The organism is Paraburkholderia unamae (assembly GCF_003096875.1).
Taxonomy (GTDB): Bacteria; Pseudomonadota; Gammaproteobacteria; order Burkholderiales; family Burkholderiaceae; genus Paraburkholderia; species Paraburkholderia unamae.
In genome coordinates, this window is the sequence record NZ_QEOB01000012.1 from 267,472 (window position 1) to 281,684 (window position 14,213).

The 14,213-nt window shown below is 61.5% G+C and carries 11 protein-coding genes; 10 read left to right on the forward strand and 1 reads right to left on the reverse strand.

Annotated features, from left to right (window positions below):
* Position 1: 1 nt before the first annotated feature.
* The 5 genes from C7402_RS25270 to C7402_RS48335 all read left to right on the forward strand — a co-directional run bounded on the left by C7402_RS25270 (position 2) and on the right by C7402_RS48335 (position 4,879).
* The gene (locus C7402_RS25270) at positions 2 to 1,363 is read left to right on the forward strand and encodes a hypothetical protein (protein ID WP_116612597.1); all 1,362 of its coding nucleotides are present in this window, start codon (positions 2 to 4) and stop codon (positions 1,361 to 1,363) included.
* Positions 1,363 to 3,687, forward strand: coding sequence for a hypothetical protein (locus C7402_RS25275; protein WP_116612598.1), 2,325 nt, complete (start codon positions 1,363 to 1,365; stop codon positions 3,685 to 3,687). Before C7402_RS25270 ends, C7402_RS25275 begins: the two co-directional genes overlap by 1 nt.
* 8 nt (positions 3,688 to 3,695) lie before the next feature.
* Positions 3,696 to 4,172: a hypothetical protein gene (locus tag C7402_RS25280; RefSeq protein WP_133254550.1), complete on the forward strand. Its 477-nt coding sequence runs from the start codon at positions 3,696 to 3,698 to the stop codon at positions 4,170 to 4,172.
* Entirely contained in the window at positions 4,169 to 4,480 is a 312-nt protein-coding gene (locus tag C7402_RS25285; protein WP_116612600.1) for a hypothetical protein, read from the forward strand. Before C7402_RS25280 ends, C7402_RS25285 begins: the two co-directional genes overlap by 4 nt.
* 126 nt (positions 4,481 to 4,606) lie before the next feature.
* Positions 4,607 to 4,879: a phage minor head protein gene (locus tag C7402_RS48335; RefSeq protein ID WP_425273802.1), complete on the forward strand. Its 273-nt coding sequence runs from the start codon at positions 4,607 to 4,609 to the stop codon at positions 4,877 to 4,879.
* Positions 4,880 to 5,269: 390 nt separating this feature from the next.
* On the opposite strand, the gene C7402_RS25300 is transcribed toward C7402_RS48335, so the two are convergent.
* On the reverse strand, positions 5,270 to 6,154 hold the full coding sequence (locus C7402_RS25300) for a LysR family transcriptional regulator (protein WP_116612603.1): 885 nt from the start codon (positions 6,152 to 6,154) through the stop codon (positions 5,270 to 5,272).
* A 142-nt stretch (positions 6,155 to 6,296) separates the two neighbouring features.
* Between C7402_RS25300 and argC the strand changes: the two genes are divergently transcribed.
* The 5 genes from argC to C7402_RS25325 all read left to right on the forward strand — a co-directional run bounded on the left by argC (position 6,297) and on the right by C7402_RS25325 (position 13,783).
* Entirely contained in the window at positions 6,297 to 7,226 is a 930-nt protein-coding gene (gene argC / locus C7402_RS25305) for an N-acetyl-gamma-glutamyl-phosphate reductase (RefSeq protein WP_116612604.1), read from the forward strand.
* 356 nt (positions 7,227 to 7,582) lie between these two features.
* The gene (locus C7402_RS47785) at positions 7,583 to 8,212 is read left to right on the forward strand and encodes a hypothetical protein (protein WP_244314938.1); all 630 of its coding nucleotides are present in this window, start codon (positions 7,583 to 7,585) and stop codon (positions 8,210 to 8,212) included.
* Positions 8,213 to 9,704: 1,492 nt separating this feature from the next.
* Entirely contained in the window at positions 9,705 to 10,763 is a 1,059-nt protein-coding gene (locus C7402_RS47790) for an AAA family ATPase (protein ID WP_224044100.1), read from the forward strand.
* A gap of 598 nt (positions 10,764 to 11,361) precedes the next feature.
* A complete protein-coding gene (locus tag C7402_RS25320; protein WP_112176869.1) occupies positions 11,362 to 12,333 on the forward strand; it encodes a helix-turn-helix transcriptional regulator in 972 nt (323 codons plus the stop codon).
* Positions 12,334 to 12,532: 199 nt separating this feature from the next.
* Positions 12,533 to 13,783, forward strand: coding sequence for an NHL repeat-containing protein (locus C7402_RS25325; protein ID WP_208948999.1), 1,251 nt, complete (start codon positions 12,533 to 12,535; stop codon positions 13,781 to 13,783).
* Positions 13,784 to 14,213: the final 430 nt, after the last annotated feature.

Consider the following 14,213-nt stretch of genomic DNA (forward strand, 5'->3'; position numbering starts at 1 on the left):
CATGCAGCGCATCGACACGCCAGACGGATTGTTCGTCGACGGCGATCCCTTCAACGATATTCTCGGTACGCTGGTCACGGCGGCCTGGCTTAACTCGATACAGCAGGAAGTCGCTGGGGTGATCGAGGGTCTGGGCTTCACGCTCGACAGCTCGAAAACGAATCAGTTGCTCACGGCCATCGAAACGCTGATCGAGGCGCGTGCCGGTGAATACCTGATCGACACGGGCACCGTCAATGCCTACGTCGTCGCGCTGAATCCAGCCGTCAGTTCATATCCCACCGGGCAGACGGTCAAGTTTCGCGCGGTACACGCGAACACGGGCGCATGCACGCTTAACGCTGGCGCGGGCGCCGTGCCGCTCGTGCGCGATGACGGCACCGCTCTTCAATCGGGGGACATCGCGCCCGCGTCGATTGTTACGGCGACCTACGATGCGCCGACCAACAGTTTCCTCGTGAACAGCATCGTGCTGTCGCAGCTCGGCGCGCTCGCGCGCCTGGGTATCGGTGCCGGGCTTCAGAACGTAAGTGGCAACCTCGCGCTGAAGCTGCTCGGCCCACTCGCGACCGATGCAAATGGAAATCTCACGCTCGGCATCGGCAGCGGTTTGCAGAACTCTGCCGGCAGTCTTGCATTGAAGCTTGCTAGCGCCGGCCCCCTGTCGATCGACGGCAGCGGTGAGCTTGCATTCGGAGCTGGCAACGGTTTTCAGGTCACGAATGGAAACCTCGGGCTGCAACTGGCAGACAGCAGTCTGCGCGTCGGCGCTTCTGGCGTGCAGTCGAGCGAACCGGTTGCGAATCTCTCAGGCACGGTTGCGGTTACCGCATCGAGCAACACTGAAAAATTCGTCGGAACCGGCACGCTGAACCTGGCAGCGACGGCGGGACTCTGGAACGGCTTCCGTTTTTCTGCGTTCGCAAACGGCGGCACGATCACGCTGACACCCAACGCCGCTGACAAGTTCGTTGGCGGCTCGGCTGGCGCGTCCTTCACGTTGCCAGTGGCCACCAGCGCTGAATTTGTGTGTGACGGTGCAGGCAACTGGGTGCTCCTGTATCAAACGTCCACCGCAGCGTCGAGTTCGGGCGCGCAGTACATCAATGCGGCGACGATTCTGACCAAGGGCGAGTATCTGGTGGACACCGCCAACAGCCGGTTCACATGTCTGCTGCCGGCCAGCCCAACGTTAGGTCAGTCGCTGACCTTTGAGGACGTAAACGGGAGCTGGGGAAGAAACCCGTGGGTTCTCGGTAACAACGGATCGACGATCATGGGCTACAACGCCAGCCTCACGATTAACGTCGCCGATCAGAAATTCACTATCTGGTTTAACGGAACAACCTGGAGGCTGGTCTAATGCTACTTAGCGATTTCCTGACAAACGGGATCGGCCTGACCAACATCCCGATTGGCGGCTTCGCCACGGTGTTCGAAGGTGGTGCGACGTTCAAGGCAACGAAGACGCCGGTCGCACGCGCGATCTACAGCATTCTCTCGGGGCTTTACCCGACCAATGCCACCACCTATGAGGCGATCTACAACACTGCGCCGTTTGCGGGTGTCTATGCCTCGTCAATCGCCTTCGGCAACGGCATTTTCGTCGCGGTCGGGGCCAACGGTTCGGCCCAGGCGAACTGCCAGGTGAGCAGCGACGGCTACACCTGGAACCAGTATGCGATGCCGAGTAGCCAGCAGTGGACGAATGTCGTCTTCGGCAACGGCTACTTCGTGGCGTTCTGTGCCACGTCTGCAGTGTGTGCGTACAGCCCGGACGGTGTGAACTGGACGTCGCTTGCAACTCCGGCCGTTCTCTCCAGTGTCGTCTACGGTAACGGTATGGTGATCGGCACGATCGCCACGGCATCCAGCACGGCCTACTACCTGCCGATCGGGCCGGGTGCCTCCTTTACGTGGGCGACAGCCACGCTGCCAAACTCGGCCATCTGGACGGGCTGCGCATACGGGAACGGCGTTTTCACGATGATTGGCAAGGGCTCGTCATCCGGCATGTACGCGGCTTACAGCGCAACCGGAACGGCCTGGAGCGCGGGCAACATCCCGACCACATATCTGACTTTCGCGGCGGTGACGTACGGCAACGGCATCTTCGTGGCCGTCTCCACTTCAGGCGCAGTCCTGCGCAGCCCGGACGGCGTTTCATGGACCGCATACACCGCAATCAGCAGTCCGGGCGGCACCCCGAGTTCGCTGGCGTATGCAAACGGTCTGTTCGCGCTCGTCCAGAATGGCACCGCGAACGCGGTGATGTTCACCAGCCCCGATGGAATTACGTGGACTTCGCGCGCGCTGGCTGCATCGGGGCTGTGGACATCGATTGCGTTCGGGCTGGGCCTCTTTATCCTGACGCAGTGGAACTCTTCGACACCAGCGGCCACCATCGCAGCCGTCTGGGCTGAATACACGTCGACGGTAACCCAGGTCGTGCCATTCACATCTGTGACGGCCGCGTCAATGGCGACCTCCGCGACGTGGCAAAGCGTGGCATACGGTAACAGCGTGTGGTGCGCGGTCGCTGGTGGCTCGGTAGCATCGACGGTGTCCAACTACAGCGCCAACGGGACCAGTTGGACCGCGTCGACGTTGCCGTCGTCCCAGAAGTGGCAATCGATCGCATTCGGCGCTGGCATCTTCGTGGCGCACGCGGTAGGTTCGGCCACCTACGCAACCTGTACGGATGGAAAGACGTGGACATCGCGGACGCTGCCGGTCGCAAACGCGTCCGGCTACGTCTCCTATGATCCGGTCTCGGCGGCGTTTTACTACACGACCGCGTATGCATCGGGTACTGGCAATGTGATTTACACCAGCGCGAACGGTACGACATGGAGTATCTACGCGTATACCAATGCAGGGCTGCCGCAGGACAGCAGCAACGTGCCTTACTACACTGCACCTGGCGGCCTGTGGGCTTGCAGCAATGGCAGCAAGTTCATCTACGACAGCCTGCATGGGAATCTATGGGGGATCGGCCTCTCATACCTCATCAATGCGTATCCGAATACGTGGCAGGCCCAGACAAACAACCTGTACGACAGCAACGGCAACTATGCCAATGCTAGCTCGGCCATTCCCCTGATTAGCGGCATCACAGGTGTTGCCTACGGCAATGGTGTGACCGTGGCTATCGCCAACTCGATCACGACCAACAACACATGGTCAAGCGCCGCCCACCCGGCCTGCGCGACCCCGATCGTGAACAGCTACGGCAACGTGACGGGCTACCAGACCAGCGGTAACTTCATGTACCGCCTGGATCCCACAACGCCGGCCGGTTGGACGGGCACGGTCGGCAGCCTGAACGCCAGCAACGATGCGCAGGTTGGCGGCTGGCAGATCGGGACGTTGCCCGGCAATGCTGCATGGTCTGAAATCATCTTCACCAACGGTCAGTTCATCGCTATCGGCGCGTCGTTGGCGGGTTCCGGCAATACGGTGGTGGCAATCAGCACCAACGGGATCAACTGGTCGGTTGTGGCCGTCGCTTCCAACGCGTGGACGGGGATTGCCAGCAACGGCACCATCGCCGTGCTGGTTTCGGGCCTGACCGTGGCCAGCGCGGCGGCGGCCGTGATCACGGGCGCTGTATGGACGGGGGCCGCGCCGACCAGCCAATACGTGTACCTGACCGGGAATGCCGGTCAGTTCGTTCGTGTCCAGTGAGGGAGATCATGCCGGTTCAGTTCTTATACGATGCCAAGGGGTATTTGACGGGAGTCGTCGACAGCCCCTTTATCCACGACAACAGCACGCTGATCGAGCCCACGATGACGCCTGGGGTGACTCCCCAGTTCATTGACGGTGCCTGGGTTGGGGCGGGCGGCTATTACAGCCTGCTCACGCCGATGCAGTTCTATCTGGCCTTCACGACGAGCGAGCGAATGCTGCTGAAGGCGCTTGCTACCTCGGGCGTCCCGGTGGGCAGCGCTTTGGTCAATCCCGTGCCGACGGTAGAGATCCCGCCAGATTCGATCATCGCGGAGTTCTGGAACACCTATCAGATGGCTGTCTCCGCGAAAGCCAGCATCGATCCGAACCTCCCGTCGATTCAGGAGGCACTGGCATACCTCGCCAACCCCACCGCGCCGACGCCCGCAGTGATTGCGGCCGACCGAATCCAGCCCATCCTCCAGGGAGAAGCACAATGAGCCGCCTGCAACTCGTGGGTCTGTGGTTGATGTGCCTCGTCGTCACTCCCGTGCTGCTCGTCGCGATGCTGGCGCAGGCCAGCTTCGGTGCCGAGAGTCGCGCGAAAAGCATGGCCGTCGCCTACGACGAATGTGGGAACGCGCTATTCGGGGGGCCTGCGACCGAGACCATCTCGACGCGGACAGGGAATGCGCTCATCGAGGGCAAGCGCTGGGCGAAGATCGTCGCGCCGCTGATCGACGCGATTTTCGGGAAGGGGCACTGTCTGGCGAACGCAACGATCGATCCGACGCCGCGCGCCATCTGAGCCGGTCAGGCGGCTCAAGCGTGCTGGCGGCTGCTCTTAGAGGCATGGCATCATCCAAACTTCAGAGCAAAGGAGATGGAGATGGCGCGCAGACCTCCGGGATTCGACGCAGAGATGCGGTCGGCAATGAAACGCCGAGCAGAACGAGCCTTAGAGTCAATCGATACCCGGCCGTATTGGCAATGGATATGCATCGACGATGCCGAAACTTGCGCGCTATGCCGAAAAAGGCATCAGCGCGTTTTTCACTACACCGACAAGATCTGGGAGCGTCTTCCACCGATTCACGCCGGCTGTAGGTGTCGCTTCAGAGCACTGACCTCAGACGGTATGGCAGCCCAAGGGCTATCCCTGTCCAGCGGCGCTGATTTCCTGACTGCCGACGGTAAGCCCAAGTAGTGTCAAATCTCTCGCAAAGCTGACTGTGGCCAACGGTGTTAAAACCAACGCGAAATGGTGACAAAACCGCCGCGCCGCTACACCTCCACGGCCGGAACCCGCCCGATCCCAACGTTGCCTGGGGATTGGGTTGGGGTCTCGAACCCTTCCAGGATGGCTTCTTTCATTGGGGAAACAATCCGGGGTTCCGGGCTTTCGTTCTCGCCAACCGTACGACGCAGGATGCGGTCGTCTGGTTCGCCAACTCGGCCCGAGGCTTGAGACTGGCGCATGAAGTCGTTCCTCAAGCGGTACCCGGCGAGCATCCCGCTCTCGAATGGCTCAGGATAGGTCGCTTGTGATGCGCGTCGGAGGCGTCATGGGCGGCACCTGCGCAGAAAATGGCAACGCCTACGCCAATCGCAAATCCCACAGCACGTCCAGCACATGTTGCGTGGAACGCTCGACGTACCCTGCACGATGGGCAATACCGAGCCGTCGCCACAACGCCGGGCGCAGCGGGCGCATGACAATGCGCCCGTCGGGTAAGGGCGTCGTGGCCTCGTGGGGCAGGAGCGTTGCACCGTAACCTGCCGCTACCAGGCTCTTGATCGCATCGTTGTAGTTGAGCTGAATGCGCGGCGCGGGATGGTGCCCCGCGGTCGCGAACCACTCCGTAGTGAGGCGCGAGAGACGCGTGGTCGCGTCGTTGAGGATGAGCGGCTGGGCGGCGAGCCATTCAGGCGTGACGCGGGCCGGACACCGCCAATGCGCCGGCACGAAGGCCATCACGGGGTCGCGGCGCCAGGGCTTGATCACGAGCCCGGCCACCGGGGGCTGAGGCAGTGCGACGAGCCCGACATCCAGCGTCCCGTCCACCAGCCGGGACAGGGTTTCCTGCGAAGTTAGCACTGCGATCTGAATGTCGATGGCGGGATGATGCTCGCGCAGGACCTCCAGCGCTTGCGGCAGCAAGTGCGCGATCACACCCGTGGACGCGCCCAGCCGCGCGCGCCCTTCGAGTCCTTCCACCTGGCGTTGAATATCGTCCAGGGCCTGCTCCGCGTCGGCCAGCAGTCGGCGCGCACGCTCCACCAGCACCTCGCCTATCGCCGTCGGCCCCACATGTCCGCGCTTGCGTGACAGGAGCGGAGCGCCAATGCGGTCTTCGAGTTCGGCGATGTGGAGGCTGACCGTTGGCGGCGCGAGGTGCAACGCACGCGCCGCATCGACGAACGAACCACGGTCGGAAACTTCGACCAGCGTGCGCAAGCGGTCCAGGCTGATCTCTCGCATGTGGGCGTCCAGATTCAGAAAACCTGAATATCAACGTTATGAAATTCAACTTTCTCTATTCTAACCGTCCGCGCAACATAGGGGTTCGCTTTCCCCCTCGTTTTCCCCCGTTACCACTCACAGTCAGCGGAGTCATCCACGTATGAGCTCTCCCGTAGTTTTCATCGACGGCGACCAGGGCACCACCGGCCTGCAAATCCACGACCGGCTGCGCAACCGGACCGACATCAGCGTGTTCACCCTGGCCGCTGCGGAACGTAAAGACCCGCGGCGTCGCGCAGAAGCCATCAACGCCTGCGACATCGCCATCCTCTGTTTGCCGGATGCCGCCGCGCGCGAGGCCGTGGGCGCCATCGTCAATCCTGCTGTCCGGGTTATCGACGCAAGCTCCGCCCACCGCACGCAACCGGACTGGACTTACGGTTTCCCGGAGATGACGCCGGGGCAGGCCGAGCGGATTGCGAACGCCCGTCGGGTCACCAATCCGGGTTGCTATCCGACCGGCGCAGTCGGTCTGCTGCGTCCGTTGGCGCAGGCCGGGCTGATCCCGGACACCTACCCGATCAGCATTCATGCGGTATCCGGCTACTCCGGACGCGGGCGTGCCGGTGTGGAGGAACACGAGGGACCGGACGCTGCCAACGCGCCCTCATACCAGGTCTATGGTCTGGAACTCGCGCACAAGCACACCCCGGAGATCCAGCGGCACGCCGGGCTCGCGCAGCGTCCCATCTTCGTTCCCGCGTATGGTTCGTTCCGCCAGGGCATCGTGCTGACGGTCCCCCTGGCGTTTCGGTTGCTGGCCCCCGGCGTGAATGGCGCCACGTTACACGCATGCCTTGCACGCCACTATGCCGAGGCGGCCCATGTGCGTGTTTTGCCACTGCACGAATCGGGCGGTTTGAAGCACCTCGATCCGCAGGTGCTGAACGGTACGAACGACATGCGTTTAAGCGTATTTCCCGACGAGGAACACGGGCACGTTCTGCTGTCCGCGGTTTTCGATAATCTTGGCAAAGGGGCATCCGGCGCTGCGGTTCAGAACCTGAACCTGATGCTCACGCGGCAATAGTGGCCGATGGTTGGCGCTGACCGTTGGCCTTTGATCCGGCGGTTGCGTAAACCACGTGCAATTCTGGCGGACGGGATGTCCTGGCCCGCAGGCCCGCAGACCCACAGGCAGCGCCTGAAATTGCGCTTAGGGCCGGAAAACGCGCGAGAGTAATGTGCGCTACCGCACATTTCAGGTCTGCTTCCCGTTCGATACTAGGATCAGACGCGTCGCGTCGGGTCGTTTCATTGCCCCGATTCGCGAATTTCGGGCATCAAGGCAGTCCGCGCGCCGCTCGCCATCGAGTGAAAGCCGCATTTCCCATCGACACGCTCTTCACGTGAGCGATGTCGCGCGGCTCCGCGCGGGAGAAGCGCATGCCCATGTCCAACGTGAGCCCGGATTCGTACGACCCCATCATCCCTATGCGTGGGTTCGCAACGAATCAGGTGGATATCGGTGAAACCACCGCCGATCCGTTTTGCGGCTTCAATGACGCGCGCAAGAACGATTTCCGCCGCTGTCTATCCGCTCACTCAACAGGCGGTCTCGTCGCGAGAACGTTTTTGCAGCGTTCAGGTCAGACCGCCGAACCCGGCGGGTTGCGCGAACGCGCGCTTAAATACTTCGCGTATGCGACGCTGCGCAACGGCATTCATATCGGGGCGAATAAGCAGGACTGCGAAGTGTCGTCCGCGCTCTCGCGTACTTTTGCAGAGAAGGCGAGCGACGGCTTCGTTCACGAGGTGTTGCAGACTCATTGCGAAGGCGCTTCGCGCGCCGGAGGAGAGCGTTATGCCAAAGCCGGTAGTGCCGTGGTCGAGCGCCATTGGCGCAATGAGCGACGCGCAGCGCCGCGAGTCGCGTGTCGAGCCGCCGCACGATCTCGAAGCGCATATGGACGACTTGCGGGCACTCGACAAGATCAGGAAAGCGAGCGCGGAGATGCGCAACAAGGGGCGAAAGGCGCTGACGGTTCTGGAGCCCGCCGCAAAGCAGCGCTATGAGGTTTGGAAATGTGCGCGCGTGCGTTTGCAGTATGCACGGAATCGAAAGGAAGTCGAAGTCAGCGTTGCAAACATCGAGGACCGTGTCAAGGACGTCTCGATCGAAGAGTTGAAGGAGGAGTACGCGCCCGTGCTGGCCGCGGCGGAAGGCATGCGTATGTGCATTGCGACTGGCCACCTGGCGACCTCAGGGGCGACCATGCGCTCGTGGTATTGGGTCGTACGCGAGATTTTCACGGCGGCCGAACCGGACTGGTGCATCGGCGGGGCGCGTGGTGGCGATGACGGCTGGGTGACGGCGTATTCGACCTGTCAATGTGTGCGCGCGCTCTGCGATCTCGCGAAGGTGCTCGAACAGACGGCCGATCTGCTGGAGTATCTGGACCGTACCAACGCTTATCTTGGCACACTGGCTTATCCGGGCATCCCGGAAGCGTGGCGGGAACTCGACAAGGCAAGGCTTCTGCGGGAACTGGAAACGGAACTGTCGTTAGCCGAGCACAACGTGGTGTTTAACATCACGCCCTTGATCGGTCGCCGTTTCAATCTGGACACGCTGACTCAAGAGTTCCATGGCATCGTCAAGAGTAGCCTCGAAGCGTTGGCGGAGAATCTGAAGATCGTTGCCGAGGAACTCCCCACCCACGCGCCCAACGAGGGAGACTGGCCGTCGCAGACCGGGCATGCGTTCGCGCTCAATGCGATCGGACGTGGACGTGCATTGACCCAGGATGCGCACAAAAAATTCGTCGGCCCGGACTGGATGAAGGAAGTCGCGAAGCTGTTTCGCGACGCGGCAGAGGGGGTGCGCCACAGCATGGGCGCGAGCAAACGGTATTTGTCGTCGGTGATCGACACGCAGCTTGCCGCAGCCAATCATACCGACACACGAACGTGGGAGCCGGGTGAAGTCGCATACGCGGCGCCTGCCTATGCGCTCACGCTCGGCAAGAAACCGGAGTCGAGTGAGCTCGAACGCCTGAAGCTCGCAGCGGGCCTGATCTGCTCCGATTTGTCGGCGGACGGCACGCTCACCGGCCTCATCCCTTTCCACGAGCACAAAGAGTGCATGTACACCGTCCATACTGAGGAACAGTTGGGCGCAGTGGCGGAACTCATTCGTGTTGCCCATGTGCCTATCGACCGGCAGCGCGTGAGCCATATGTTTCACTATTTCAAACGCCAGTGCGCCTACGGCGAAGAAGAGTCGATCAGAGGCTGGTACAAGGAGTTCGATCACCGGCGCGCGAAAGAAGACGTGAACGCCACGGTCGACGCGGTGGAAAGTCTCGCATCGTTGAATCGAATGCTGGACGAAGGCATCAACGACATGATTCTCGATCATTTCACCGTGCGCCATCCGACCTCGAAAGGCCTGAAACTTGGCCAGCTCTTTTACCCGGACTATGGATTCGCCCAGCAAGGGGTGTGCGAGCTGGAGCGCGATGAGCATGATATTGGCCGTGAGTCGCTGGCAATGACGATGCAGAAGATGCGTGCGCATGTGACGCGAGCCGGTAGTGACGTGAGGAGTTCGCTGGTGCTGCACGGTCCTGGTGGAACAGGAAAAACGATGTTGATCGAAGCGCTTGCGCGCACCTGCGATTTACCGCTGGTGGAGGTGACGCCGAGCGATCTGGCAAAGAGCGGCGAGGCCAACGTCGAAGGGCGTGCCCGCGCCGTATTCGACGCCTTGGCGATGCTCTCGCGGGTGGTCATTCTGTTCGACGAGTTCGATCCGATTCTCAAGCGTCGCGATGAATCCGGCGAGAAGGAGACCAACTTCTATACGTTCGTGACGCCGGGCATGCTTCCCAAGCTCAAAGGCTTGCAGGAGAGCGCGGTGGAGCGCAGATTCGTGTACGCGCTCATTACCAATCTGGTTGGTACGCTCGACCTGCCCGCTATCCGCAAGGGACGCTTCGATGAAGTCGTTGGCGTGTATCCGCCTGACCCGCTTTCGCGCGCTGGATACTTCGCGCGCATCGCTGGCATGTTTGCCGATTCGCACCAGTGGGACAAGGCGAAATTCACGCCGGAGTGCCTGATGGAGGTGGTCGCGCGTACCAGCTCGATCGGCATGACTGCGGCTACGGCGGCAGGCATGTTTCGCGCGAACGATCCTGGCGATTTGAAGGAGCGTCCCATTGGCTATATTTACGGCCTTGCGAAGGTTCCCTGGAAGCCCGATTTCCTGCCCGAAGATGAATTCAGGGGCATTCGAGGTGTCGGCCGCTTTGCGGAGCTCGAGTGCTTACAGTGGGGCATGTTGACGGAGTGGGACGAGCAGATAGCCAATTTCCCCACGTCAGAAGCATGGCGCAAGGCCGCGGACCGTAACACGTTGTGGGGGCAATTGCTGCATTGGCCCGCCGAAGCGCAAGGGGGCGATGCGATTGACAGGATCTACAGCAAGATGGAAGCCGAACTCAAAAAGGCGAAAGGGGCAGGTGAAGTGCGTGGCGGTGACGTCGCTCCACCGAAACAGCCTGAAGGCGGGGAGAATGCGGCCAACGCGGCCGCCGGGCCGGAGGGAAAATCGGGCAAATGAACGCTTGCCAGGCGAACCCGGACCTGGTAAGCCAACAGCATACGAGCCGCATGTCCATATCAAATCGGTCGACACTGAATTCAACGTTCGGAGTCGCTCGACACTCACGGCGCTGTGGCTCGGCAAGTTGCGATAGCGAACTGCGCCGGCCCCGCAGGGCGCCAATGATCGAAAACATGAGCAAACCGGCCATTATTGGACACTTGACTCGGGCGCCTGACCTGGCCACCTGACGCAAACCGGCCGACCCAAAACGGCCTCTCGGCCTGGATCGCCTCATTGGCAGTCTGGGAAGAATCGTGTCGAATTCCGGGTCGCTGTTTCATTCATTTTCCTGACGATCGGGTCGGCGCATGCGTCGGAAGGACGAACCGGGCCATCGTGCCAGGGGCACGTCTCGTTAAGGTCGAAATCTTCTGATGGAAGTGTTGATTTGTCCACTACCCGTTCAGACGTCTGCGCGCAAAGCGAGACGAGCGGCAAGTGCTTGGGGTGTCGTCATTTTTCTGCTATCAAGATAGAGACCGAATACAAGATTCGATGTCGGTGTTTGCCGTTTTCAGCCGGGGGAAAGCTGGAGTTGATAACGGAGGCACCCGTGCATGAATTCAGCGCATTGCTTGTTTTGTTGCATCGCGCAGCCCGCGAGCTACCCTTCGAGTCCTTCCAGGAGCATGCGCTTACGCTGCTCAAGCGCGTGGTGCCGTTTGACGCGGCGCGCTGGGGAACCACGCGCCATGACGAGCGCGGTGCGAAGTATCACGCACCATTTTTGTATAACGATTCGCCCGAGAGCCTGAGAGACTACGAGGCCGTGAGGGAACATGACCCGGTGGCCGCGTGGTGCCTCACGCACCTCGACAAGGTGTCGAATTTTGAGCTACACGAAGTCTGCGCGCGCAACCATGACCCAGGGATGCTGGATTATGTACGCCGATACCGTCACATGCAGGGACTGATTGTCGCGAGCAGGACGGGCGAGAACGGCCTGTTGCAGGTCATTTCGCTTTACGGTGCGTATCCGGACAAACGGTTCGACGAAACGCAGCGAAGACGGCTGGAACTCGTCTTTCCCCATCTCAGGGAGGCATTGAACACGAGCCTCACATTCCAGATGGAGCGTATCCGCCCGCACGCGGGTGGTGTCGCGTGGCATCTTGCGATCAGCGATGCGGTGGGTGACTTCCATTTTGTCGAACCGGGGTTCCGCGACCTGCTGCGTCACGAGTGGCCAACCCTCATGCACCGCGCCTTGCCGGCGGCGTTGGTGGGCCTGATCAATTCGCGCGTGCCGTCACGGTTTCAGGGTCGCGCGGTGATTGCCTTGATTGATGTGCTGCACGACATGGTCTTTGTGCGGGCGCGCGCACGCATGCCGGTTGACTACCTTTCGCCCAGGGAGCTCGAAGTGGCGAAGCTCGTGGTCTCCGGCCTGACCCATAAGGACATCGCCAAAACGCTAACACTCTCGCCTGCGACGGTTCGCAATCATCTGCAAGCGATACACGATCGCGTGGGTGTGCGCAACAACGTGGAATTGACCGACGAGTTTCGACGCGCCGGCTTCTAGTCCGTCGTCCACCCGCGCGGCAGGTCGCTCCGGTTGGACGAAATGTCCGGCATCGACCACAGATTCAACCCATGTCGCTGTGCGTCAGAGGCCGGCACACACAATGGTGCAAATGCATCATGCGCAGACCGTGCGGCGCCCACTATCCTCAACGTTCGCCGCATGTCGAATGCAGGCGGAAAACGCTGAGGAGACCAAAATGCACAAAGCCGGAATGCGGCAATCAACGCACCGTCTCACATGCCCGCTCATGAACCTCGCCCAGGCCGCTGTCGTTGTCATGCTGCTGGCCGCGTGCGGAGGCGGTGGAGGCAGCGACCCGCCCGGCGCCACGTCCCAGAGTGCGTCGACTTCGACAAACGACCCACCGGATCCGTGGGCGAGCGCGCAGGCGCAGGTCTCGAATTTTGGTGGCGCGGCGACGGTGGTCGATCCCGGTGTCGTCGGGAGCAACACGTCCTGCGGCATCGAAGTCCCCTGCGGGGCCGGGGGGATTATCCTCAACGAGAACTGTAGTCCTCAGGCGGTCATCTGTGGGCCGACGGGGATCGCACTGGACGCGAGCGGGAACGTGTATGTCGCGGGTGGGAATGCGATTTACCGGTTCACGCCGGCGGGGGTGATGTCGGTATTCGCAGGCGGGGTGAGCGCGGGGTATGCCGACGGTCAGGGCGTATCGGCTCTGTTCAATGCGCCCCAGGGCATGACGTTCGATGCCAATGGCAATCTCCTCGTTGCGGACAGTGGTAACAACGCGATCCGGATGGTCACGCCCGCTGGCACTGTCTCGACGGTAGCCGGCTCGCCCACGCGAGGCAGCGCGGATGGTTCCGGCAGTGCGGCAACCTTTAGCGCACCGGTTGACGTTGCGGTCGACGCGAACGGCAACATTATCGTCGCCGACGGGGGCAACAGCGCGATCCGCAAGATCTCGGCAGCAGGTGCCGTCACCACGCTCGCGGGTGGTCCGAAGACGTCGACGTTCAACTGGCCCACCGGCGTCGCGGTGGATCCGTCTGGAAACGTCGTCGTCATGGACGTCGGGGCCAACAAGGTGCTGAAGGTTACGCAGGCCGGGGTCACAACGGTGGCAGGAACCGGTGGTGCTGGTTCGACCAACGGTGCCGCCAGCGCGGCGACGTTCGGTTCCACGGGCCCGTACGATCCGCTACACGCGCCGATTCAATACGGCCCGGCGGGCATCGTAGTCGACAAGTTCGGCTACATGTTTGTTGTTGACCGCGGCAACAACGAGGTTCGCATGATTACGCCCTCGGGCGTGGTGTCCACGCTCGCCGGCCAGCCGGATCAAACGTGGGGCACTTCCAATGGCGTCGGCCCGGCCGCGCTATTCGATACCCCGGCGCACATTGCCATGGATTCAAACGCCAACCTCTATGTCACCGAGGACGGGAACAGCGATGTACGGCGCCTCTCGCCGGTGCCGTGATATCAGCATTTGAGCTTACGGACATCGGCATGTTCGACAACCGGGAAACCATCAGACGCGTGCTCTATTCGCGGTGTCATGACGGGTAGCTGCACGAGATTTTCGCGAGTCCGTTCTTCTGCGTCGGTATTGACCGGCGTTGTCAGGTGGCCCATACAAGCAGGTTGTTGCAGTGCAACTTCCACAGCGAATGGCAGCCGGGAAAACGTCAAATCCGATCCGGCCGATCGGGCCATCCGGGCGTAGCCATCGCCCGATGGATATCTGTGCGTAAGGACGGTTTAACGACCGGATACGGGACACGGAGCCGCAAAGACTTGCGCTGCTGATCTCTTTGAGCGCCACCTGGGGTCAGACTGCGCAGCGAAAACACAGGTCCTGAAGCCGGGTGGTCCGGGGCCGCGCCGGAACGGTGCCCACTCCCATTAGC